Genomic DNA, 22,381 nt, shown 5'->3' on the forward strand with positions numbered 1-22,381 from the left:
TGGACTCTTACCGGCGGAGTCGCGGTGAGGGTATTGTCGTTTGATTCGCGCGCGACGGGGGTCGCCGCGCGTCAATTCGTGCGGTCTTTGGGGCAACTATGTCAGGCGTGATCGTGTCGATGCGTCGGACGCTGCTGTCGTGCACATCGCTGGCGCGCAACGGCCTGGTGGGGGGCGCTCTCGCAGCGCTGCTGCCGGCTGCGCCGGCCGAGGCCGCCGACCTCATCGACACCCTCTCCCTAGTGATGGATTTCAACCGGCAGGAACTCGCGGTGCTCGCCACCGCGCTGGCCCTGCTCGGCTTTTCGGTCGTGGCCGCGATCCTGCTGATGCGCACGCGGGTGCGCACGGCGAAGAACGAGGCGCGGCTGCGCGCACGGATCGGGGAACTTCAGCTCCAGGCCGACCGCTTCGGCGCGCTGCTGTTCGCCGAACCGCAGATCCTGATCTCGTGGCCGGCCGGCGACAACCGCGCGCAGATTTCCGGCGACATCGCGTTGGTGCTGCCGCGCGATTCCTCGCCGCAGCGCGTGCTGGCGTTCGGAACCTGGCTGCCGCCGGAGCCGGCGCTGCAGATGGACCACGCGGTCGATGCGCTGCGCGAGCGCGGCGACGGGTTCCAGCTGACGCTGACCACCGCGCACGGCCATATGCTGGAAGCGATCGGGCGCGCCATTGGCGGCCAGGCCATCGTCCGCATTCGCGAGCTGTCCGGATTGCGACGCGATCTCGCCGAGACCCATCTGCGCTACAAGGCGCTCTCCGATGAGACCGAGATGCTGCGCGGCTTTGCCGCGACCGCACCGTGGCCGATCTGGGCGAAGGCGGAGAACGGCGCGCTGACCTACGCCAACCCGGCCTATGTGCGCGCCACCGAGGCGACCAGCGCCATCGATGCCCAGGAGCGCAAGCTCGAGCTGCTCGACAGCGCCGACCGCACCGCCATGGAGCGGGGCCTGAAGGACGCCGCCAATTTCACCTCGCGGCTGCCGATCGTGATCGGCGGCGAGCGGCGCATCTACGACGTGCGCGCCGTCAATGTCGGCAGCGGCAGCGTCGGCGTCGCCATCGATGCCAGCGAGGCGGATGCGCTGAGCTCGGCGCTGGTGCGCATGGCGGAGGCGCACCGCCGCACGCTCGACCAGCTCTCCTCCGGAGTTGCCGTGTTCGACGGCCAGCGGCGCCTTGCGTTCTACAACGATTCCTATCGCCGGCTGTGGGATCTCGATCGCAACTTCCTCGACGCCCATCCGGACGATTCCAGCGTGCTCGACCAGCTCCGCGCCGCGCGCAAATTACCGGAGCAGCCGGATTTCCGCGCCTGGAAGGCCAAGCTGCACGAGGCCTATCGCGCGGTCGAGACGGCCAAGGACACCTGGTTCCTGCCTGACGGCCGCGCGCTCTCGGTCGTCACGACGCCGAACCCGGAAGGCGGCGTGACCTATCTGTTCGACGACGTCACCGAAAGCCTCGACCTCGCCCGCCGCTTCGACGGCCTGATCCGCGTCCAGCGCGAGACGCTGGACAGCCTCGCCGAGGGCGTCGCGGTGTTCGGCAGCAACGGCAAGGCGCAGCTGTTCAATCCGGCCTTCGTGCGGATGTGGAAGCTGTCGAGCGATGCCATGCGCGACGAGCCGCACATCCAGACGGTGGAAGGCTGGTGCCACCAGCTGTTCGACGACCCGCAAGTCTGGCGCCAGATCCGCGAGGCCATCACCTCGATCGAGAACCGCGCCGACGTGCCGCTGAAGCTGGAGCGCAAGGACGGCAGCGTGCTCGACGGCATGATCCGGCCGTTGCCCGACGGCGCCACCATGCTGACGTTCCAGGACATCACCGACACCGAGAATGTCGAGCGCGCGCTGCGCGAGCGCAACGAGGCGCTGGAGGCGGCCGACCAGATGAAGGTGGATTTCGTCCACCACGTCTCCTACGAGCTGCGCTCGCCGCTCACCACCATCATCGGCTTCGCGCATTTCCTCAGCGATCCCTCGACCGGACCGCTGACGTCGAAGCAGGCCGAATATCTCGACTACGTCACCAAATCGACCAACGCGCTGCTCGCGCTCACCAACAACATCCTGGATCTCGCCACCATCGATGCCGGCGCGATGAAGCTGGAACTCGGGCAGGTCGACGTCAGCAAGGCCATCGAGCTCGCCGCCGAGGGTATCCAGGACCGGCTCGCCACCGACCGCATCCGCCTCAAGGTCGAGATCGCGCCCGATGTCGGCAGTTTCGTCGGCGACGAGAAGCGCGTGGTGCAGGTGCTCTATAACCTCCTCGCCAACGCCGTCGGGTTTTCTCCACAGGATTCCACCGTCGGCATCAGCGCGCGGCGCACCGAACGCAGCGTGGTCTTCACCGTGACAGATTCGGGTCCTGGAATACCTGCCGACATGAAGGACAAGGTGTTCAACTGGTTCGAAAGCCGCTCGCAGGGCTCGCGTCACCGCGGCGCCGGGCTCGGCCTGTCGCTGGTGCGCTCCTTCGTCGAGCTGCATGGCGGCAAGGTGCGGGTGGATTCGATCGTCGGCCGGGGCACGGTCGTGATCTGCGATTTCCCGACCGACCAGGCGGCGCACCGCGACGCCGCCGAATGAGCGAACCTGTCACATTCTCCGTCGCGCTTCACAACGAGACGGCCACGGTGCAGCTGATGGCCGACCTCGCCCTGCTGGTCGGTCCCGGCGATGTCATCACGCTGACCGGCGATCTCGGCGCCGGCAAGACCGCGGCGGCGCGCAGCCTGATCCGCTATCTCGCCGGCGACGAGGCGCTTGAAGTGCCGAGCCCGACCTTCACGCTGGTGCAGGGCTACGAGCTGCCGCCCTTTCCGGTGCTGCACGCCGATCTCTACCGTGTCGAGGACGAGAGCGAGCTCGAGGAGATCGGGCTGTCACCGCTGCCCGATGCCACGCTGGTGCTGATCGAATGGCCCGAACGCGCCCCGTCGGCGATGCCTGAAGACCGCATCGACATCGCGCTGACGCACCGGCCGGCGCTGGGCTCGAACGCACGTGCCGCCGATATCACCGGCCATGGCAAGGCCGCCGCCATCGTTGCGCGGCTGCAGGCGCTGCGCGACTTCCTCGACGCGTCCGGTTACATCGATGCGACCCGCAAGCGCATGCCGGGCGACGCCTCGACACGCTCCTATGCGCGGCTCGTGCGCGATGAGGACATCGTCATCCTCATGAATTTTCCACAGCGGCCCGACGGCGCGGCGCTCTACAACGGAAAATCCTACAGCGCTGCGGTGCATCTGGCCGAGAACATCAGGCCTTTCGTTGCCATGGACGTCGGCTTGCGCGTGGTCGGAATCTCGGCGCCGGCGATCCACCATTACGATCTCGACCACGGCTTCCTGATCTCCGAGGATTTCGGCAGTGACGGCGTGATCGAAGGTGATCCACCGCGTCCGATTGCCGAACGTTACGAGGCTGCGACCGACCTGCTGGCCGTGCTGCACTGGAGAACGTTGCCTGAGACGCTGGAGCTGGCGGACCAGACCTACACCATTCCCGCCTTCGACATCGAGGCCCTGCTGATCGAAATCGGCTTGATGCCGGAATGGTATCTGCCTGATCGCAACGCACTGCTGAGCGATGAGAAGCGCGCCGAGTTCTTCGCGATGTGGCGCGAGTTGCTGAAAAAGCCGCTGGCGGGACCGAAGACGTGGGTCATCCGCGATTATCACTCGCCGAACTTGATCTGGCTCGCTGACCGCGACGCCATCAAACGCGTCGGCGTGATCGACTTCCAGGACGCCGTGCTCGGGCCGCACTCTTATGACGTGGTGTCGCTGCTGCAGGATGCGCGTATCGACGTCCCTGAAAGCCTCGAGCTGGCGCTGCTGTCGAGCTACATCAAGACGCGCCGCGCAAGCGATGCGAGCTTCGACGCCGCCGGTTTCGCCGAGAGCTACGCCATCATGTCGGCGCAGCGGAACACGCGCCTGCTCGGCACCTTCGCCCGGCTCAACCGCCGCGACGGCAAGCCGCATTATCTGCGCCACCAGCCGCGGATCTGGACCTATCTCCAGCGCTCGCTGGCGCACCCCGCGCTCGCCCATCTGCGCGACTGGTATCTCGCCAACGTCCCGCCGCCAGGCTGATTTGACCGATTTACCGGCTGTTAGCCAAGATGTCGCTATTCTGGCGCCGAGGGAGCCGGAACATTGCGGGGCTGGAGCGGGGCAGATGGCAGCGAAAGCGGATCAGCGCGGAAGTAGCCGGGTTGTTTTCGAGCGCGGGTTTTCGGCCCAGATGATGGGCATCGACGGCACCTGGCGGCGCGACTGCACCATGGAGGACGTCTCCGAGACCGGCGCCAAGCTGACCATCGACGGCTCGGTCGAAGGGCTCCATCTGAAGGAATTCTTTCTCCTGCTCTCGTCCACCGGACTCGCTTACCGACGCTGCGAGCTGGCCTGGGTCAATGGCGACCAGATTGGCGTCAATTTCCTGAAAGTGGGCGACAAGAAGAAGAAGGTACGTTCCACAACTGTTGGGGCGTGACGGCAACACCCGTCGTACAACCGTCACGGCGGGTGGTTAAGGCGATTGAGATGCGATGCGGCAGATCGAGGCTCGTGTTAGGCTTGCTGCGAACGCGAAAGGTCCGAGAAAGCGAAGGATGTCCGTCAAACCGACCAAAGCCATGGTGCTCGCCGCAGGGTTTGGCCTGCGCATGCGCCCCCTGACGGACAAGATGCCGAAGCCGATGGTGCCGGTCGCAGGCCAGCCGCTGCTCGACCACGTGCTCGACAAGCTGGGCCAGGCCGGCGTGACCGAGGCGGTGGTCAACGTGCATTACCTCCCCGACCAGATCATCGACCACGTCGCATCACGCCAGCTTCCGCGCGTCACGATCTCCGACGAGCGCGACCAGGTGCTCGGCACCGGCGGCGGCGTCGTGAAGGCGCTGCCGCTGCTCGGCGATGCGCCATTCTTCCACGTCAATTCCGACACGCTGTGGATCGACGGCGTGCGCTCGAACCTGTTGCGTCTCGCCGAAAACTTCGATCCTGATCGCATGGACATCCTGCTCCTGATGGCGCCGACCGCGACCAGCATCGGCTATGGCGGCCGCGGCGATTACGGCATGCTGCCGGACGGCGCCTTGCGCAAGCGCAAGGAGAAGGAGGTCGTTCCGTTCGTCTATGCCGGCGCGGCGATCATGTCGCCCGCGATCTTTGCGGATGCGCCCAAGGGCGAGTTCTCGCTGACCAAGATGTTCGATCGTGCAGGCGAGCAGGAACGGCTGTTCGGCCTGCGCCTCGACGGCGTCTGGATGCATGTCGGCACGCCCGACGCGGTGCATGCCGCGGAAGAGGCGTTTCTGGAGAGCGTGGCGTAGGGCGCTTCGAAGACGGTGCCGTAGGGTGGGCAAAGGCGCCCTTGCGCCGTGCCCACCATCTCTCGATCGCAAAAATGCGTGGGCACGCTTCGCTTTGCCCACCCTACGGCACCTGTGCCAGCCTCACGAACAGCGGGGACTACTCGCCCGCACCCATGACCATTTGACCTCGTCTCCCTATATTGCCTGATCCTTCGAATCAGGCGGCCCATGCGCGTTTTCAGCGTTCCCATCTCAGTTCCGTTCCTGCGCACGGTCGTCACGGCCCTGCTCGACGGCCGGCTGGTCGAGGGCTTCGAGGCGCGCAAGGAACCGGCGCGGCTGGCCGACGCCACGCTGTATCTGCCGACGCGGCGCGCCATGCGCGTCGTGCGCGAGATCTTCCTCGATGAGATGAAAGCGGATGCCGTCGTGCTGCCGCGCATCGTCGCGCTCGGCGACATCGACGAGGACGAGCTCGCTTTCGCGGGCGAGAGCGAACAGTTCTCCGGGACTGCGCCGCTTGACATTCCGCCGCGCCTCGGCGAGCTCGAGCGGCGGCTGACGCTGGCGCAGCTCGTCGCCGCCTGGGCCAAGGGTCCGGTGCTGGCGCCGCTGGTGGTCGGCGGCCCCGCCTCGACGCTGGCGCTTGCGTCCGATCTCGCGCGCCTGATCGACGACATGGTGACGCGCGGCGTCGACTGGAGCGCGCTCGACGGACTGGTGCCCGACAATCTCGACCGCTACTGGCAGCACTCGCTCGAATTCCTGCGCATCGCACGCATCGCCTGGCCCAATCATCTCGCCGAGATCAACCGGATCGAGCCGGCGGCGCGGCGCGATCTTCTGATCGCCGCGGAAGCGAGGCGCCTGACCGCGCATCCAAATGGACCCGTGGTCGCGGCGGGCTCGACCGGCTCGATGCCGGCCACCGCAAAATTTCTCCACGCGGTCGCCGCGCTGCCGCATGGCGCCGTGGTGCTGCCGGGCCTCGACACCGATCTCGACGACGATGCCTGGCGCAGCATCGGCGGCGTGCGCGATGCGCTCGGCAAGTTCGCGGAGCATCCGGCCTCGAACCATCCGCAATACGCCATGAATGCGCTGTTGCAACGCTTCGGCATCAAGCGCAGCGATGTCGAGATCTTGCAGCCGCCGGCGGACGACGGCCGCGACCTGCTTGCGTCGGAATCGATGCGGCCATCCGCCAAGACCGAAGTCTGGCACGACCGGCTGAAGCAGCCTGACGTCGCCGCGAAGATCGCGGGCGGCATGAAGAACCTCGCAGTGGTCGAGGCGCCCAACCCTGAAATGGAAGCGCTCGCCATCGCCATCGCGATGCGCGAGGCCCGGCATCTCGACAAGACAGCGGCGCTGGTGACGCCCGACCGCGCGCTGGCGCGTCGGGTGATGGCGGCGCTGACCCGATGGGATCTCGCGTTCGACGATTCCGGTGGCGACGTGCTGATGGAAACCTCCGCCGGCACCTTTGCGCGCCTCGCGGCAGAGGCGGCCACCAAGGGCCTTGAGCCGCCGACTTTGCTGGCGATGCTGAAGCATCCGCTGTGCCGGCTCGGCCGCGCGCCGGGCGCGTGGAAGATGGCAATCGAGAGCCTGGAGCTTGCCGTGCTGCGCGGCACGCGTCCGCCGGCAGGCACGCCCGGCCTGCTGCGCGAGTTCAACCGCTTCCGCGAGGAGTTGGCAAAGCTCTGGCGCAGCGAGGTCTCCGCGCTGCATCGCGCCGAGCCGCGGGCGAGCTTGAAGGCCGAGGATCTCGATCGCATCCAGGCTCTGATCGAGGCCCTGCAAAAGGCATTGGCGCCGATCGAGAGCCTGCCGCCCGCGAAGCCCTACGACTTCGCCGAGCTCGCCCATCGGCATCGCGAGATCATGATCGAGCTGTCGCGCGACGAGCAGGGCATTCCGCTCGCCTTCGAGGATCGCGATGGTCTCGCGCTCGCCGGCGCGTTCGACGATCTCTTGCGCGGCGGCACGACCAGCGGATTGATGGTGCCGCTCCCGGACTACGCGGACGTGTTCCAGACCGCGTTCGGCGATCGCGCAGTGCGGCGGCGCGACAGGCCGGGCGCGCGGCTGCAGATCTACGGCCCGCTGGAATCGCGCCTGATGCAGGCCGACCGCATCATCATCGGCGGCCTGATCGAAGGCGTCTGGCCGCCGGCGCCGCGCATCGATCCCTGGCTCAGCCGGCCGATGCGGCATGAGCTCGGGCTCGATCTGCCGGAGCGCCGCATCGGCCTCTCCGCGCACGACTTCGCGCAATTGCTCGGCGGGGATGAAGTGATCCTGACCCATTCCGCCAAGGCCGGCGGCGCGCCGGCGGTGGCTTCGCGCTTCCTGCACCGGCTGGAGGCGGTGGCGGGCGATGCGCTCTGGAAGGCGGCCGTCCGCGTCGGCGAGACATATGTGCAGTTCGCTGCGGCGCTCGACCAGCCCGCCGAGGTCAATCCGATCAAGCAGCCGGAGCCGCGCCCGCCGCGCGCGACACGGCCGCTCAAGATGTCCGTCACCGAGATCGAGGACTGGCTGCGCGATCCCTACACGATCTACGCCAAACGCATCCTGCGGCTCGATGCGCTCGATCCCGTCGACATGCCGCTCTCGGCCGCCGATCGCGGTTCGGCGATTCACGACGCCATCGGCGAATTCACGGAAAGCTATGCGACGCGTCTGCCGGACGATCCCGCGCGCGTGCTGCGAGCGATCGGCGAGAAGCATTTTGCGCCGCTGATGGAACGGCCCGAGGCGCGGGCGCTGTGGTGGCCGCGCTTCCAGCGCATCGCGCGCTGGTTCGGCGAATGGGAGACGGCGCGGCGCGATGCGATCGAGGCGATCAATGCTGAGACCCGTGGCGAGATCTCGATCATGCTCGATCCTCAGCGCAGCTTCCGCCTCTCCGCGCGCGCCGACCGCATCGAGCGCCGCCAGGGCGGTGGCTACGCCATCCTCGACTACAAGACCGGGCAGCCGCCGACCGGCAAGCAGGTGCGCATGGGCCTGTCGCCGCAGCTGACGCTGGAAGCCGCGATTCTGCGCGAGGGCGGCTTTCCCGGTATCGACGCCGGCGCCTCCGTGAGCCAGCTCGTCTATGTCCGCCTCAGCGGCAACAACCCACCGGGCGAGGAGCGCATCCTCGAGCTCAAATACAAGCCGGGCGACGAGCCGCAGCCGCCGGACACCGCGGCCGCGGAAGCACGCGCCAAGCTGGAAGCGCTGATCCGCGCCTTCGAGGACGAGAACCAGCCCTATACCTCGCTGAACCTGCCGATGTGGGCGAACCGCTACGGCACCTATGACGATCTCGCCCGGATCAAGGAATGGTCCGCGGCCGGCGGTTTGGGAATCGAGGAATGGTGAAGTTGCCGCGCCCGATCCCCGATGAAGTGCGCGCGCGGCAGGCGCGCGCGTCCGATCCGACCGCCTCGGCCTTCGTGTCGGCCAATGCCGGCTCGGGCAAGACGCATGTGCTGGTGCAGCGCGTGATCCGGCTCTTGCTGTCGGGCGTGCCGCCGGAGAAGATCCTCTGCATCACCTTCACCAAGGCCGCCGCCGCCAACATGGCCGAGCGCGTGTTCACCACGCTCGGTCATTGGGTGACGCTGGACGATGGTGCGCTCGACGCGGCGATCAAGGCGGTCGGCATTCCGCATCCCGGCGCAAAACTGCGCCGCGACGCCCGAAAGCTGTTCGCCTGCGCGCTGGAGACGCCGGGCGGGCTGAAGGTGCAGACCATCCACGCGCTGTGCACCCGGCTGCTCCAGCAATTTCCGTTCGAGGCCAACGTTCCCGCGCGCTTTGCCGTGATCGACGAGCGCGACCAGACCGACATGATGGAGCGCGCCAATCTGAAGGTGCTGCTGGAAGCCGCGCGCGATCCGGAGAGCGTCACCGGCCGCGCGCTGCTGACGGCGATGGCGAGCGCCGCGGATGTCACCTTCAAGGAGGTCGTGCGCGAGGCCTGCCTCAGCCGCGATCATTTCATGGCCTGGACCGACGAAGCCGGCAATGCGGAAGCCGCTGGCGCGCAGATGGCTGCGGTGCTGGGCGTTGACATCGGCGACCGTATCGAAGCCGTCGAGACGGAAATTCTGGATGGCCCGTTCCTGCCGCGCGCGCGCTGGGACGACATCGCCTTCGCGCTGGAGGACGGCAGCAAGTCCGACAATGACCAGGCCGGGCGGCTGCGCGCGGCAAAGGCGTTTTCCGGCTGCGACCAGGTCGATGCCTATCTGTCCGTGTTCCTCACCGACGACAAGCTGCCGCGCAAGGCGGTGCTGACCAAGAAGTTCTGCGATCACAATCCGTCCGTGGCCCGCTTGTTCGAAGCCGAGGCGCAGCGCCTTGCAGGGCTGATCGAGAAGCGTCGCGCCGTGACCGTTCGTGACCGCACCGCGGCCCTGCTGCATATCGCGACCGCCGCCGCCGCGAATTACCGCCGCGAGAAGCAGGAGCGCGGGCTGCTCGACTATGACGACCTCATCGACAAGACGCTGGCGATGCTGGACCGCATCGCGTCGGGCTGGGTGCATTACAAGCTCGACCGCGGCGTCGATCACGTCCTGATCGACGAAGCCCAGGACACCAGCCCGCGGCAATGGGACATCATCGCGCACATCATCTCCGAGTTCACCGCCGGCGAAGGCGCGCGCGAGGGCCTGAACCGCACGGTCTTCGCCGTCGGCGACGAGAAGCAGTCGATCTTCTCGTTCCAGGGCGCCGACCCCCGCGAGTTCGACGCGCGCCGGCGCGAGCTGCACCGCAAGTTCACCGCCGCCGGGCTGAAATTCGATCCGGTCGCCTTCACCTATTCGTTCCGCTCGGGCGCGACGATCCTGCATTCGGTCGACCACGTCTTCCGCGATCCCGCGATCTACAAGAGCATCCACTCGGTCGAGATCGGACATCCCCTGCACAATGCGCTCAGCGATGCCGGCCCGAGCGTGATCGAGCTGTGGGACCTGGCGGAGGCCGACGATCGGCAGGACATCGAGGGCTGGCGCGCGCCGTTCGACGGCGTCGCCGTCACCAGCCCCGAGGTGAAGCTCGCCCGACGCATCCAGGCCGAGATCAGGCGGCTGGTCGAGAGCGGGACGCTGACAGGGCACGAGGGCGAGCGTCGTCCCTTGCGCTACGGCGACATGCTGATCCTGGTGCGCCGGCGCGGCAACGCATTCGACGCCGTGATCCAGGCGCTGAAGCACGCCGGCGTGCCGGTCGCCGGTGCCGACCGCCTCAAGCTGACCGAGCATATCGGCATCATCGACCTGATGAACCTTGCCGACGCGCTACTGCTGCCGCAGGACGATCTCGCGCTCGCGGTGGCGCTGAAGAGCCCGTTGTTCGGTCTCGACGACGACGATCTGTTCACGCTTGCCCATGACCGCAAGGGCTCGCTGCGCCGCGCGCTCGGCGAACATGCGGCCACAAGCGAGACATTCGCCACGGTGTTGCGACGCCTGGAAGCCTGCGAAACGCGCGCGCGCGAGGAGACGCCGTTCGCCTTCTACGCTTGGCTGCTCGGCGGCGACGGCGGACGTGCGCGCATCCTGCGCCGGCTCGGCCATGAGGCCAATGACGCGCTCGACGAGTTCCTGGAACTGGCGCTGAACTACGAGCGCAAGGCGCCGGCCTCGCTGCAGGGCTTCATGGCGTGGCTGCGCTCGGCCGACACCGAGGTGAAGCGCGACATGGAGATCTCGCGCGATGAGGTGCGGGTGATGACCGTGCACGGCGCCAAGGGCCTCGAGGCCTCGGTCGTGTTCATGGTCGACACCACGTCCTCGCCCGCCGATTCGCAGCGGCTGCGGCTGATCCACGTGCCGCGCGGCAATGGCGGCGAGATCGTGGTCTGGGCCGGCCGCAAGGCCGACGATCCCAAGCCGGTCGCCGATGCGCGCAAGGCGATGCTGGAGGAGACAGAGGATGAATACCGCCGCCTGCTCTATGTCGCGATGACGCGCGCGGCCGACCGGCTGATCGTCGGCGGCTGCATGCCCGGCAACATGAAGACGGTGCGCAAGCTGAGCTGGTACGACCTCGTCGACACCGGGCTCAAAGGCTCCGGCCTCGACAAGCAGGTGATCGAGACGCCGCTCGGCAAGGTGACGCGATTCGCCCGTCCCGAGGATGCCGCGGCGCTGGGCGCGCCGGCGACCTCGGTGCACCAGACCATCGTCTTGCCGGACTGGCTGCGGACACCGGCGCCGCGCGAGATCATCGAGGAGGATCCCGTGCGCCCCTCGGGCCAATCTGCCGAGGAAGGACGCAGCGTCCGATCAGGCGAATCGGTCCAGTCGCGCGCGCTGGCGCTGCAGCGTGGCACGCTGGTGCACCGGCTGCTGCAATCCCTGCCCGACATCGCCATGGAGCGCCGGCGCGAGGCCGCGCTCGGCTTCATGGCGCGCAACGCCGCGGAGTGGCCCGAGGCGGACCGCATCGCACTGGCCGACAAGGTGCTCGCCCTGATCACGGACCCGCGTTTCGCCCCGGTCTTTGCTGCCGGCAGCCGGGCGGAGGTCGCCATCGCCGGCCGGCTGGAGCGGCCGGGCCGCACCCCGGCCCTGGTCTCGGGGCAGATCGACCGGCTGGTCGTGCGCCCCGAGGAGGTCCTGATCGTCGACTTCAAGACCAACCAGGCAGCGCCCAGGAGCGCGGCCGAGGCGCCCGCCGCCTATGTCCGGCAGCTTGCGCTGTACCGCGCGGTGCTGGCGCGGCTTTATCCCCAAAAGCTCGTCAGGGCCGTGCTGCTCTGGACCGAGACCCTTGAATATATGGAGATTTCGGCCCCCGCGCTGGACGCGGCGCTGGCATCCCTTCATCTCGCTGTGAGCATCCTTGACCCGGCAAGGAGCCGTTCATAGGTTGACCGCATGATCCCGGGCGCGATTCCAGGTCGCGCCGATTCTCTTTCAACCGAGTGAGGTACTCCCAATGGCCGTTAGCAAGGTTTCCGACGCCGATTTCGAAGCCGAAGTGCTCAAGGCGAACGGCCCCGTGGTCGTCGATTTCTGGGCCGAGTGGTGCGGCCCCTGCCGCATGATCGCACCCGCTCTCGACGAGATCGCCGGCGCGATGGGCGACAAGGTCAAGATCGTCAAGCTCAATGTCGACGAGAGCCCGAAGACCGCCTCGAAATACGGCGTGATGTCGATCCCGACCCTGATGATCTTCAAGGGCGGCGAGATGGCCTCGCGCCAGGTCGGTGCCGCGCCCAAGGCGAAGCTGCAGCAATGGATCACCTCCGCGGTCTGATCCAGCTCGCGTAAAGATTATTTTCGACAACGGCCGGCGAAAGCCGGCCGTTTGGCGTTGATGGGACGTGTTCAGCGTATGACGAGTCCCGCCCTTGCCTGCTCCTGCCCGAAAGCGCGACCGCAAGCCCACCGCTCTCGCCGCGATGGAGGCGCGTTCGGTCGACGCGATCCCGCGCGGCAATGAATGGCAATATGAGCCCAAGTGGGACGGCTTCCGCTGCCTGCTGACGAGGAACGGCAGCAAGGTCGACCTGCGCTCCAAATCCGGCGAGGACCTCGCGCGTTATTTCCCGGAAGTCGTCGCCGCGGCCCTGGAGCTGAAGGCCGACCGCTTCACGCTCGATGGCGAACTCGTCGTGCCGCACGGCAAGAGCTTTTCGTTCGACGCGCTGCTGCAACGAATCCACCCGGCGGCAAGCCGCGTGAACAAGCTCTCGCAGGAGACACCGGCGCTCTACCTCGTCTTCGATCTGCTCGCGACATCCAGAGAGAAAGATCTCGCCGAAAAGACTCTGCGCGAGCGCCGGCCTGCGCTGGAATCCTTTGCGAAGTCCAATCTCAAGGGCAGCCTCTTCCGTCTCTCACCGTCGACGACGAGCTACGCCACGGCCAAAAAATGGCTGGCGCAATCCGGCGGCGGCTCGGATGGCGTCATCGCCAAGCGCATCGACCTGCCCTACCAGGCGGGAAATCGCGACGGCATGCAGAAGATCAAGAAATTCCGCAGCGCCGATTGCGTGGTCGGCGGCTTCCGCTATGCCACCAACAAGATCGCCGGCCGGAACGTCGTCGGCTCGCTGCTGCTCGGGCTCTACGACGATGACGGCCTGCTGCACCATGTCGGCTTCACCTCGGCGATCAAGGCGGAGGCAAAGCCTGCTCTGACCGATCGGCTCGAAGCGCTGATCGGCGAGCCCGGCTTCACCGGCAACGCGCCGGGCGGGCCGAGCCGCTGGTCGACCGAGCGCTCGGCCAAATGGTGTCCGCTGAAGCCGAAGCTGGTGATCGAGGTCTGCTACGACCATTTCAGCGGCGAGCGTTTTCGCCACGGCACCTCGATCCTGCGCTGGCGCCCGGACAAGGCCCCGCGGCAATGCACCTTCGAGCAGCTGAAGCAGAAGGCGGCCGATCCGATGAAGCTGCTGACGTGACGCGCTCGTGCCCCGGACGCAGCGCGAAGCGCTGCAGAGCCGGGGCCTATGTCGCGGCAAATGTGCTCTGTCGCGCCTGATTCCCGGCTCTGCGGCTCATCGCTTGCGCGATGCGCCTTGTCCGGGACACGAGAGGTTTTAGCCGATCCACCCCGTCGCCAGCGCGTGCGCCAGCTCTGGCTGACCGTTGCGGCGCGCCAGCGCGGCCATGGCCTCGTGATCATATGCGACATGCCGGAACGTCACCTGCCACGCGCCATCGACGCGTTCGAGGATCGCATAGCGCGCGTGCGGCGTTCCGGCCTCGACGACATGCCGGTACGGATGCTTGTCGCGAAAGCCGGGGCTGCCGACGCTGCCGGGATTGACGATCAGCCGGCCGTCGCGCAGGCGCACGGCGCGGGCGAGATGGGTGTGGGCGCACAGGATCAGCGATTGCGTGACGCCTTGCGCGAGCTGCTCGATCCGATCAAGCGGCGACAGCGCCACCGCGCCGTCGGGATGGACGGTGTTGAGCCAGTAGACTTCGTCGTTATCAGGCGTCGCGTGGCAGAGAAACACCTGCTCGCCGAAGACCCGCGTCATCGGTTGTGCGCGCAGCCAGTCGAGGTGGGCGGCGTCGAGCTGTTCGTAGGCGGGGCGATCCCACGAGCCCATCTTCTCCGGCGGACGGTCGAGCAAGTAGCGATCGTGATTGCCGAGCACATGTACGGCGTCGAGCGGCATCAGGATCTCGATGGTGCGGCGCGCATCGAGCGGGCCACTCAGCATGTCGCCGAGATTGACGATGTCGGCAATGCCGAGCGCGCGGATGTCGGCGAGCACGGCTTCCAGCGCGAGGTAGTTTCCGTGGATGTCGGCAATCGCGGCAAAGCGCATTGGCATTTCCTGTAGCCCGGACTTATGCAGGCGGCGTGCCGTTGATCGCCAGCACGTGGCCGGCGAGATACAGCGAGCCGGTGATCAGGATGCGCGGCGGCAGCTCGTAGGCGAGCTGGGCCAGCGCGCGCAGGGCGGCTTCGACGCCGGGGGCGGGCTCGACGCGCATGCCGAGGCTGCGCGCGGCATCGGCGAGACGGTCGACCGGCATCGCATTCTCGGTGTCGGGGATCGGCACTGCGATGATGTGACGGGTGAGGCCGGCGAAATTGGCGAGGAAGCCCTGCGCATCCTTGTTGGCCATCATGCCGGCGATGATCACCAGCGGCCGCGACACCCGCTCCTCGAGATCGCCGACCGCCGCTGCCGCGACCCGCCCGCCTTCGGCATTGTGGCCGCCGTCGAGCCAGATCTCCGAGCCCTGAGGACCCCAGGACAGCAGCTCGCCAGAGGTGAGGCGCTGCATCCGCGCCGGCCATTCGGCTCCGAGGATGCCGGCCTCGAACGCGGCGTGGTTGACCTTGATGGTCGGCAGCGCGCGCAACGTCGCGATCGCGAGCCCGGCATTGGCGAATTGGTGGCGGCCGAACAGACGCGGCGCCGGCAGGTCCATCAAGCCGCGGTCGTCGGAATAGACCAGACGCCCGCGCTCGACATTGACGTGCCAGCTCTCGTTCGCGGCAAACAGCGGCGCATGCATGCGCCGCGCCTGCGCTTCGATCACGGCCATCGCCTCCGGCATCTGCTCGGCGCAAATCACGGGCACGCCGCGTTTGATGATCGCGGCCTTCTCGCCGGCAATCGACGCCAGCGTATCGCCGAGGAAATCCATGTGGTCCATGCTGACAGGCGTGATCACGCAGGCCGCAGGCGCATCGACCACGTTGGTCGAATCGAGCCGGCCGCCGAGACCGACTTCGAGCAGCACCACGTCGGCCGGATTCTGCGCGAACAGCTGGAAGGCAGCGGCGGTCTTCAGCTCGAACAAGGTCGCAGCCTCGCCGGCGTTGACGCGCTCGACCTCTTCCAGCGCGGCCCGCAGCTCGTCGTCATCGACGAGCACACCGCCACCGACGCGGCCAAGGCGAAAACATTCGTTGATGCGGACGAGATAGGGCGAGGTATAGGCGTGGACGCGCAGGCCTGAAGCCTCCAGCGTCGCGCGCAGATAGGCCAGCGTCGAGCCCTTGCCGTTGGTGCCGGCAATGTGGATCACCGGCGGCAGCTTGCGCTCGGGGTGGCCGAGCCGCTCGAGCAGGCGGTGCATCCGCTCCAGCCCGAGATCGATGCGCTTCTGATGCAGGGCCGACAGCCGCCCGATCAATTCGCCGAGCGGTGTCTTTGCACTGTCAGGGGAGGCGTTCACGCGTGCGGCGCAGCCGGCGCCGTCTCGGCGGCCGATACGATCTGCGCCGGGCTCGCGACCGGCTCAGCGGACTTCGATGCACCTTCCTGCGCCGGCGCCTTGGTCAAGAGGCGGCAGAGCCGCGCCAGCGTCGGCCGCAGCTCGTGGCGATGCACGACCATGTCGACCATGCCGTGCTCCTTGAGATATTCGGCGCGCTGGAAACCCTCGGGCAGCTTCTCGCGGATGGTCTGCTCGATCACGCGCGCGCCGGCAAAGCCGATCAGCGCGCCGGGCTCGGCGATCTGCACATCGCCGAGCATCGCATAGGATGCGGTGACACCGCCGGTCGTGGGGTTGGTCAGCACGACGATGTAGGGCAGCTTTGCCTCGCGCAGCATCTGCACCGCAACGGTGGTGCGCGGCATCTGCATCAAGGACAAGATGCCTTCCTGCATGCGCGCGCCGCCGCTCGCCGCGAACACGATGAACGGCGACTTCTTCTCGACCGCGAGCTCCATGCCGCGCACGATGGCCTCGCCCGCGGCCATGCCGAGCGAGCCGCCCATGAAGTCGAAATCCTGCACGGCGACGACGACGGCGGCGCCTTCGAGCTTGCCGTAGCCGACCTTGACCGCATCGTTCAGATTGGTCCGCGCCCGCGCATCCTTGATGCGGTCGGCATATTTCTTCTCGTCGCGGAACTTGAGCGGATCAGGCGTGACCTCCGGCAGCGCGACGTCGAACCAGGTCTCGTTGTCGAAGATCGACTTGAGACGCGCCACCGCGCCCATGCGCATGTGGTAGTTCGAGCCGGGGATGACGAACTGGTTGGCCTCGACGTCCTTGTAGAACACGAGCTGTCCGGAATCCGGGCACTTGATCCACAGATTCTCCGGCGTCTCCCGCCGCAGCATGTTGCGGATCTTCGGCCGAACCACATTGGTAAGCCAGTTCATGGTTTGCTCCGATGTGCGATCCCGCATGGAATCGCCTGAAGGATATATGGCGGCCGGGCATCGGCCCGGCAAGCCGCCGTGTCGACTGCCCCAAAAGCGGAATTATGGCCTATTCCGCCGCCTGCTGCGCGCCCTTGACGCCCTGGGCCAGGGCGGCCGTCAATTCGGCGACGGCGTTAACGGTTTTGGCGGTCGCCCGCCCCTCGGCATCGAGGCTGTTCTTGAGCGCGTCGACCAGTGCGGTGCCGACCACCGAACCATCGGCCTTCTCGGCAATGGCGCGTGCCGCCTCCGGCGTGCGGATGCCGAAACCGACGCAGATCGGCAAGCCAGTATGCCGCTTGATGCGCGCGACGGCTTCGCCGACGGCATTGGCGTCCGCCGCCGCTGCACCGGTGATGCCGGCGATCGAGACGTAATAGACAAAGCCTGATGTGTTCGCGAGCACCGCGGGCAGGCGCTTCTCGTCGGTGGTCGGGGTCGCCAGGCGAATGAAGTTCAGCCCCGCCTTCAGCGCGGGAATGCAGAGCTCGTCGTCCTCCTCCGGCGGCAAATCGACGATGATCAGGCCGTCGACGCCCGATGTCTTGGCATCGGCCAGAAACTTGTCGACGCCGTAGATGTAGATCGGATTGTAATAGCCCATCAGCACCAGCGGCGTGACATTGTCGTCCTTGCGGAAGGAGCGCACCAGCTCCAGCGTCTTCTTCAAGGTCATGCCGACCTTGAGCGCACGCAGGCCGGCTGCCTGGATCGAAGGACCATCCGCCATCGGATCGGTGAAGGGAATGCCGAGCTCGATGACGTCGGCGCCGGACTTCGGCAGCGCCTTGACGATCTCGAGCGAGGTCGCGGGATCGGGATCGCCGGCCATCACATAGGTGACGAAGGCCGCACGTCCCTGGCTTTTCAGCTCGGCAAAACGGGTGTCGATGCGCGTGGTCATGTTTCAGCGGCCGCGGTGCTATACCTCTCCCCTCCGGGGAGAGGTCGGCTGCGAAGCAGCCGGGTGAGGGGGATGGAGAGGTTCAAGTCCAGAGCGCGACGGCTCCGCGAGTCGCAGACGAGCGCCGAAGCGAAGCTTTGGCAGGCGCTGCGCAACCGGCAGCTCGCCCGCTGGAAGTTTCGTCGCCAGCATCCGATCGACCGGTATGTGGTCGATTTCGTGACGCTGGACGGCAAGCTCATCATTGAAGTTGACGGCGTCACCCATTCCAGCTCGACCGAAATCGAACGCGACAAGGTGAGGACCGAAGTTCTTGAGGCCTGCGGCTTCCTTGTCCTTCGCGTATCGAACACGGACGTGTACGAAAATCTTGAAGGTGTCCTTGAGCTCATCCGGACATCATTAAGGTTCGAGTGAGCGGATAGACCCCTCACCCGGCTGCTACGCAGCCGACCTCTCCCCTGCGGGGAGAGGTGAAGAGAGCGCGACACCCGCCTCACTTGCTCTTGCCCCTCAGGATGTCGCCGACCTGCGGGACGTCCTTGTCGCCGCGGCCGGAGAGATTGACGACCATGAGGTGGTCCCTCGGCCGTTTCGGCGCGAGCTCCATCACCTTGGCGATGGCGTGTGCGGGCTCGAGCGCGGGGATGATGCCCTCTAACTTCGACAGCAGCTGGAACGCCGCGAGCGCCTCGTCGTCGGTTGCGGAAAGATAATTCACGCGGCCGACCTCGTGCAGCCAGGAATGCTCGGGGCCGATGCCGGGATAATCGAGACCGGCCGAGATCGAATGCGCGTCCTGGATCTGGCCGTCGGCGTCCATCAGGAGATAGGTGCGGTTGCCGTGAAGAACGCCGGGACGGCCGCCCGCGATCGAGGCGGCATGCAGCTGCGTCAGGCCATGGCCGGCAGCTTCGACGCCGAAGATCTCGACGGAGGGATCGTCGAGGAACGGATGGAACAGGCCCATCGCGTTGGAGCCGCCGCCGATGCAGGCGACCAGCGAATCCGGCAGGCGTCCCTCGATCTCCTGCATCTGCGCCTTGGTCTCGTTGCCGATGATCGACTGGAAGTCGCGCACCAAGGTCGGATAGGGATGCGGTCCCGCCACCGTGCCGATGCAATAGAAGGTGTTGTGGACGTTGGTGACCCAGTCGCGCAGCGCCTCGTTCATGGCGTCCTTGAGCGTGCGCGTGCCCGACTGCACCGGCATCACCTTGGCACCCAGCATCTCCATGCGGATCACGTTGGGCTGCTGCCGCTCGACGTCGACGGCGCCCATATAGACCACGCATTGCAGGCCAAAGCGCGCGCACAGCGTCGCGGTGGCGACGCCGTGCTGGCCCGCGCCGGTCTCGGCGATGATGCGCTTCTTGCCCATGCGCCGTGCCAGCATGATCTGGCCGAGCACGTTGTTCACCTTGTGCGAGCCGGTGTGGTTGAGCTCTTCACGCTTGAGGTAGATCTTGGCGCCGCCGAGATGTTCGGTGAGGCGCTCGGCGAAATAGAGCGGCGAGGGCCGGCCGACATAGTTCTTGAGATAGCCGTTCATCTCGGCCTGAAACGCCGGATCGGCCTTGGCCGCGGTGTAGGCCTGCTCCAGGTCGAGGATCAGCGGCATCAAGGTTTCGGCGACGAAGCGTCCGCCGAAGATGCCGAAATGGCCGCGCTCGTCGGGGCCGCTGCGGTAGGAGTTTGGTTTGGCGATGTTCATCTGACGCTCAACTCTTGACTGGCATCTTGGCTGGCGCGCGCGGCGCGGATGAAGGCCTTGATCATGTCGGGGTCTTTCACGCCGGGGGCGCTCTCGACGCCCGAGGACACGTCGACGCCGCCGGCGCGGGTGACGCGCAGGGCCTCAGTGAGATTGTCGGCGTGCAGCCCGCCCGAGACCATGTAGGGCAGTTTCAGATCGAGGTTTTCGAGCAGGTGCCAGTCGAAGGGTTCCCCGAGACCGCCGGGCCGCGTCGCATCCTTGGGCGCGCGCGCGTCGAACAGGATGCGGTCGGCGACGGCGGCGTAGCCGGGCAGCACCGCGAGATCGGCTGAGGTTGCGACCGGCACCGCCTTCATCACCGGGCGGCCGAAGCGCTGCTTGATGTCGCGCAGCCGCGCCACGCTCTCCTTGCCGTGGAGCTGGAAAATGTCCGGCGACAGCGCGTCCATGATGTTGTCCAGCGTGGCGTCATCGGCATCGACCGTGAGCGCCACCTTGAGCGCGCGCCGCTGCACCTGACGGCCGAGATCACGGCCGAGCTCCAGGGACAGGTGCCGGGGCGACGGCGGGAAGAACACGAACCCGACCATGTCGGCGCCGGCGTCGAGCGCCGTTTCGAGCATCTCGCGCGTGGACAGGCCGCAGATCTTGACGAGCAGGGACATGGTCTCAAAGCGGGTGGAGGCCGCGGGTCCGCGGCCGGAAAACCGGGTTTTTCGGTCGGGGCCGCTTCTACAACGTCGCGCGCTGCTTGTCTCGCCCGACGGGCCCGTACAGGCCCATCCCGGAGGGAACGGGAAGGCGCTGGGCCTCCGGTTTCGACGCCGTCGCCTGGGCCCGCAGATCGGCCAGTTCGGCCCTGGCAATCCGGGCCTCCGCGTCATTCCGGCGCGCCGCGCGCCGCCAGCGCCGCTGGCCGAACCAGACGGCGGAGCCGCCCGCGACGACGCCCAGGGCCGCCACCAGGATCAGCAGCAGGAACAGCGGCAGGGTGATCGACAGCGAGGGATCGTCGGCAATGAAGGGGTCGAAGGAGACCGTGACGAAATGCCGGTTGGCGACGGCGAACGCCACCAGGATCAGGCCCAGCGGGATCACGATCAGCGCGGTCAGGAACTTTCGCATCTCGCTTCGCTCGCCTTGAATCAAGCTTGCGGCCGCATCCTGTGCGACCGCGAAAAACCCTAAAGCGCGCTCACATCGCGCCTTAGTCTACGCCGCCGGGATCCGGATGGTCGCGATTCAGCCGCTCGCGCATCTCCTTGCCGGTCTTGAAGAACGGAACGCTCTTCTGATCGACGGGCACATGGGCGCCGGTGCGTGGATTGCGCCCTGCGCGCGCAGGGCGATGCTTGACCGAGAAAGCACCGAAGCCGCGCAGCTCGACGCGATCACCGCGTGCAAGCGCCGCTACGATCTCTTCGAGAATCGCATTCACAATGTTCTCGACATCCCGCTGGTACAGATGCGGGTTGTGCTCGGCGATACGCTGAACAAGTTCGGATTTGATCATCGAGAGATAGGACCCGGGAGCGTGCGGATGACCATTTCCGTGAAAATACCGTGATCTGTCAAGACGCTAAATCAAGGTTGGGCATCGTGAAAATGCGTGACAAATGCCGAAAAAGCAGGCTGCGCCGGCACGCGCCAGACGGGAAAAAGCTCTGGAACTCGCCTGTCTCCGGTCAGTTCGACGCAGCCGGCTGCCATAAGGCCAGCATTCCATCCATTCCGAGCCGATCCACCGCCTGCGCGACCCCGGTTTGCCCGATCTGGTGGGCGATCGAGCCCAAACCGAGCGCTTCCAGCGTCAATGCGGCCGCGGTCTTCAGGAACGGCAGGTCGCCGAAGCGCGGCTGGAGCTTGTAATCGCGCACGGGAAGCCCCTTCTTGACGCCCTTCTGCTCGACCAGCCAGGTCACGGCCGTCTTCTCGTCGCCGATCTGGTCGATCAGCTTGAGATCGATCGCCTGGCGCCCGGTGAAGACGCGGCCATCTGCAACTTTTTCGAGCTGCGTGTCATCCATGCCACGCCGCTCCTTCACCATTCCCTTGAACCAGGCATAGGAATCCTTCACCAGCGCATCGAGGGCGGCGCGCGCCTCCGGACTGGTCGGCTCAAAACCGTTGGGCGCGGCCTTCAGCGGCGAGGACTTCACCTCCTCGACCTTGACCCCGATGGTCTTCAGGAGCTCGGTGACGTTGGGGTACTGGAACAGCACGCCGATGGAGCCGATCAGGGAGCTCTGCTGGGCGACGATATGGTCGCTCGCAATCGCCGTGATGTAGCCTCCGGAGGCAGCCAGGCCCTCCACCACCACGACCAGCGGCTTTTTCGCCTTGAGACGAACGAGCGAGTCATAGAGCTGCTCGGAGCCGGCCGTGGTGCCGCCGGGCGAATTGATGTGAACGATGACGGCGGCGGCCTGCGAATTCTCCAGTCGCTCCAGTGCCTGCGTCCGATCGGAATCGCTGCGGATCAATCCCTCGATATGGACGCGCGCGATCGAGCCGGCCGATGCGAAGGTGCCGCGTGCACCGGGCGTCGCCATCAGCGCGAAGCTTGCAATCGCCGCGATCGCGATCAGCGCTGCCATCACACGCCAGAACGTCAGCTTGCGGCGAATCCTGCGGCGATCGACGATGATGTCCGAATCGAGCGACATCGGAATATCTCCAAATGAAAGATCAGGCGCGTTGCGGCGTGACCATCGGCTTATGTGGATACATCAATTGCGGCGCAATTTGAAGAAAACAAGGCCTGCGGCTG

18 protein-coding genes are annotated in these 22,381 nt (G+C 66.7%); 9 read left to right on the forward strand and 9 right to left on the reverse strand.

Features of this window, described 5'->3' with window-relative positions; genetic code table 11:
- The first annotated feature begins 98 nt into the window (after positions 1-98).
- The 8 genes from BDOA9_RS05420 (at position 99) to BDOA9_RS05455 (ending at position 13,765) form a co-directional block, all read left to right on the forward strand.
- Positions 99-2,603 carry a sensor histidine kinase gene (locus tag BDOA9_RS05420; RefSeq protein WP_025032934.1) on the forward strand — a complete coding sequence of 835 codons (2,505 nt, stop codon included), beginning with the start codon at positions 99-101 and terminating at the stop codon, positions 2,601-2,603.
- Complete coding sequence (tsaE, locus tag BDOA9_RS05425) at positions 2,600-4,117, forward strand: tRNA (adenosine(37)-N6)-threonylcarbamoyltransferase complex ATPase subunit type 1 TsaE (protein ID WP_025032935.1); 1,518 nt, start codon at positions 2,600-2,602, stop codon at positions 4,115-4,117. The genes BDOA9_RS05420 and tsaE overlap by 4 nt, the downstream gene beginning before the upstream one ends.
- A gap of 85 nt (positions 4,118-4,202) precedes the next feature.
- Positions 4,203-4,520 carry a PilZ domain-containing protein gene (locus tag BDOA9_RS05430; protein ID WP_025032936.1) on the forward strand — a complete coding sequence of 106 codons (318 nt, stop codon included), beginning with the start codon at positions 4,203-4,205 and terminating at the stop codon, positions 4,518-4,520.
- Positions 4,521-4,638: 118 nt separating this feature from the next.
- Positions 4,639-5,361 (forward strand): nucleotidyltransferase family protein, encoded by a 723-nt coding sequence (locus BDOA9_RS05435; protein WP_025032937.1) that lies wholly within the window; start codon positions 4,639-4,641, stop codon positions 5,359-5,361.
- A 210-nt stretch (positions 5,362-5,571) separates the two neighbouring features.
- Positions 5,572-8,718 (forward strand): double-strand break repair protein AddB, encoded by a 3,147-nt coding sequence (gene addB / locus BDOA9_RS05440; protein WP_025032938.1) that lies wholly within the window; start codon positions 5,572-5,574, stop codon positions 8,716-8,718.
- Positions 8,712-12,221, forward strand: a complete 3,510-nt coding sequence (gene addA / locus BDOA9_RS05445; RefSeq protein WP_025032939.1) for a double-strand break repair helicase AddA — start codon at positions 8,712-8,714, stop codon at positions 12,219-12,221. Before addB ends, addA begins: the two co-directional genes overlap by 7 nt.
- A gap of 70 nt (positions 12,222-12,291) precedes the next feature.
- Complete coding sequence (gene trxA, locus BDOA9_RS05450; protein WP_008540017.1) at positions 12,292-12,612, forward strand: thioredoxin; 321 nt, start codon at positions 12,292-12,294, stop codon at positions 12,610-12,612.
- Between the two features lie 145 nt (positions 12,613-12,757).
- Positions 12,758-13,765, forward strand: a complete 1,008-nt coding sequence (locus tag BDOA9_RS05455; protein WP_025032940.1) for an ATP-dependent DNA ligase — start codon at positions 12,758-12,760, stop codon at positions 13,763-13,765.
- A gap of 138 nt (positions 13,766-13,903) precedes the next feature.
- On the opposite strand, the gene BDOA9_RS05460 is transcribed toward BDOA9_RS05455, so the two are convergent.
- The 4 genes from BDOA9_RS05460 to trpA form a co-directional block, all read right to left on the reverse strand.
- Positions 13,904-14,644 carry a metallophosphoesterase family protein gene (locus tag BDOA9_RS05460; RefSeq protein WP_025032941.1) on the reverse strand — a complete coding sequence of 247 codons (741 nt, stop codon included), beginning with the start codon at positions 14,642-14,644 and terminating at the stop codon, positions 13,904-13,906.
- Between the two features lie 22 nt (positions 14,645-14,666).
- Positions 14,667-16,010 carry a bifunctional folylpolyglutamate synthase/dihydrofolate synthase gene (locus BDOA9_RS05465; RefSeq protein ID WP_025032942.1) on the reverse strand — a complete coding sequence of 448 codons (1,344 nt, stop codon included), beginning with the start codon at positions 16,008-16,010 and terminating at the stop codon, positions 14,667-14,669.
- Complete coding sequence (gene accD, locus BDOA9_RS05470) at positions 16,007-16,948, reverse strand: acetyl-CoA carboxylase, carboxyltransferase subunit beta (protein WP_025032943.1); 942 nt, start codon at positions 16,946-16,948, stop codon at positions 16,007-16,009. Before accD ends, BDOA9_RS05465 begins: the two co-directional genes overlap by 4 nt.
- 109 nt (positions 16,949-17,057) lie before the next feature.
- Positions 17,058-17,894, reverse strand: coding sequence for a tryptophan synthase subunit alpha (gene trpA / locus BDOA9_RS05475; protein WP_025032944.1), 837 nt, complete (start codon positions 17,892-17,894; stop codon positions 17,058-17,060).
- 72 nt (positions 17,895-17,966) lie between these two features.
- Here trpA and BDOA9_RS05480 point away from each other — a divergent pair, with 72 nt between their 5' ends.
- Positions 17,967-18,311 (forward strand): endonuclease domain-containing protein, encoded by a 345-nt coding sequence (locus tag BDOA9_RS05480; protein ID WP_025032945.1) that lies wholly within the window; start codon positions 17,967-17,969, stop codon positions 18,309-18,311.
- 79 nt (positions 18,312-18,390) lie between these two features.
- On the opposite strand, the gene trpB is transcribed toward BDOA9_RS05480, so the two are convergent.
- The 5 genes from trpB to sppA form a co-directional block, all read right to left on the reverse strand.
- Complete coding sequence (trpB, locus tag BDOA9_RS05485) at positions 18,391-19,608, reverse strand: tryptophan synthase subunit beta (RefSeq protein WP_025032946.1); 1,218 nt, start codon at positions 19,606-19,608, stop codon at positions 18,391-18,393.
- Positions 19,605-20,276, reverse strand: coding sequence for a phosphoribosylanthranilate isomerase (locus tag BDOA9_RS05490; RefSeq protein WP_025032947.1), 672 nt, complete (start codon positions 20,274-20,276; stop codon positions 19,605-19,607). Before BDOA9_RS05490 ends, trpB begins: the two co-directional genes overlap by 4 nt.
- 67 nt (positions 20,277-20,343) lie before the next feature.
- Positions 20,344-20,736, reverse strand: a complete 393-nt coding sequence (locus BDOA9_RS05495) for a lipopolysaccharide assembly protein LapA domain-containing protein (RefSeq protein WP_025032948.1) — start codon at positions 20,734-20,736, stop codon at positions 20,344-20,346.
- Positions 20,737-20,818: 82 nt separating this feature from the next.
- Positions 20,819-21,124 (reverse strand): integration host factor subunit beta, encoded by a 306-nt coding sequence (locus tag BDOA9_RS05500; RefSeq protein ID WP_025032949.1) that lies wholly within the window; start codon positions 21,122-21,124, stop codon positions 20,819-20,821.
- Between the two features lie 172 nt (positions 21,125-21,296).
- Positions 21,297-22,277: a signal peptide peptidase SppA gene (sppA, locus tag BDOA9_RS05505; RefSeq protein ID WP_025032950.1), complete on the reverse strand. Its 981-nt coding sequence runs from the start codon at positions 22,275-22,277 to the stop codon at positions 21,297-21,299.
- Positions 22,278-22,381 lie beyond the last annotated feature (104 nt).

The organism is Bradyrhizobium sp. DOA9 (genome assembly GCF_000617845.2).
In the GTDB taxonomy this organism is placed as follows: Bacteria; Pseudomonadota; Alphaproteobacteria; order Rhizobiales; family Xanthobacteraceae; genus Bradyrhizobium.

Excerpts from the sequence above, each read along its gene's own strand:
- BDOA9_RS05495 (WP_025032948.1), bottom strand. The coding sequence starts at position 20,736 with ATGCGAAAGTTCCTGACCGCGCTGATCGTGATCCCGCTGGGCCTGATC.
- trxA (WP_008540017.1), top strand. The coding sequence starts at position 12,292 with ATGGCCGTTAGCAAGGTTTCCGACGCCGATTTCGAAGCCGAAGTGCTC.
- BDOA9_RS05490 (WP_025032947.1), bottom strand. The coding sequence starts at position 20,276 with ATGTCCCTGCTCGTCAAGATCTGCGGCCTGTCCACGCGCGAGATGCTC.
- addB (WP_025032938.1), top strand. The coding sequence starts at position 5,572 with ATGCGCGTTTTCAGCGTTCCCATCTCAGTTCCGTTCCTGCGCACGGTC.
- BDOA9_RS05480 (WP_025032945.1), top strand. The coding sequence starts at position 17,967 with ATGGAGAGGTTCAAGTCCAGAGCGCGACGGCTCCGCGAGTCGCAGACG.
- trpA (WP_025032944.1), bottom strand. The coding sequence starts at position 17,894 with ATGACCACGCGCATCGACACCCGTTTTGCCGAGCTGAAAAGCCAGGGA.
- accD (WP_025032943.1), bottom strand. The coding sequence starts at position 16,948 with ATGAACTGGCTTACCAATGTGGTTCGGCCGAAGATCCGCAACATGCTG.
- BDOA9_RS05500 (WP_025032949.1), bottom strand. The coding sequence starts at position 21,124 with ATGATCAAATCCGAACTTGTTCAGCGTATCGCCGAGCACAACCCGCAT.
- BDOA9_RS05420 (WP_025032934.1), top strand. The coding sequence starts at position 99 with ATGTCAGGCGTGATCGTGTCGATGCGTCGGACGCTGCTGTCGTGCACA.
- BDOA9_RS05435 (WP_025032937.1), top strand. The coding sequence starts at position 4,639 with ATGTCCGTCAAACCGACCAAAGCCATGGTGCTCGCCGCAGGGTTTGGC.
- trpB (WP_025032946.1), bottom strand. The coding sequence starts at position 19,608 with ATGAACATCGCCAAACCAAACTCCTACCGCAGCGGCCCCGACGAGCGC.
- BDOA9_RS05460 (WP_025032941.1), bottom strand. The coding sequence starts at position 14,644 with ATGCGCTTTGCCGCGATTGCCGACATCCACGGAAACTACCTCGCGCTG.
- addA (WP_025032939.1), top strand. The coding sequence starts at position 8,712 with ATGGTGAAGTTGCCGCGCCCGATCCCCGATGAAGTGCGCGCGCGGCAG.
- BDOA9_RS05455 (WP_025032940.1), top strand. The coding sequence starts at position 12,758 with ATGGAGGCGCGTTCGGTCGACGCGATCCCGCGCGGCAATGAATGGCAA.
- BDOA9_RS05430 (WP_025032936.1), top strand. The coding sequence starts at position 4,203 with ATGGCAGCGAAAGCGGATCAGCGCGGAAGTAGCCGGGTTGTTTTCGAG.
- tsaE (WP_025032935.1), top strand. The coding sequence starts at position 2,600 with ATGAGCGAACCTGTCACATTCTCCGTCGCGCTTCACAACGAGACGGCC.
- sppA (WP_025032950.1), bottom strand. The coding sequence starts at position 22,277 with ATGTCGCTCGATTCGGACATCATCGTCGATCGCCGCAGGATTCGCCGC.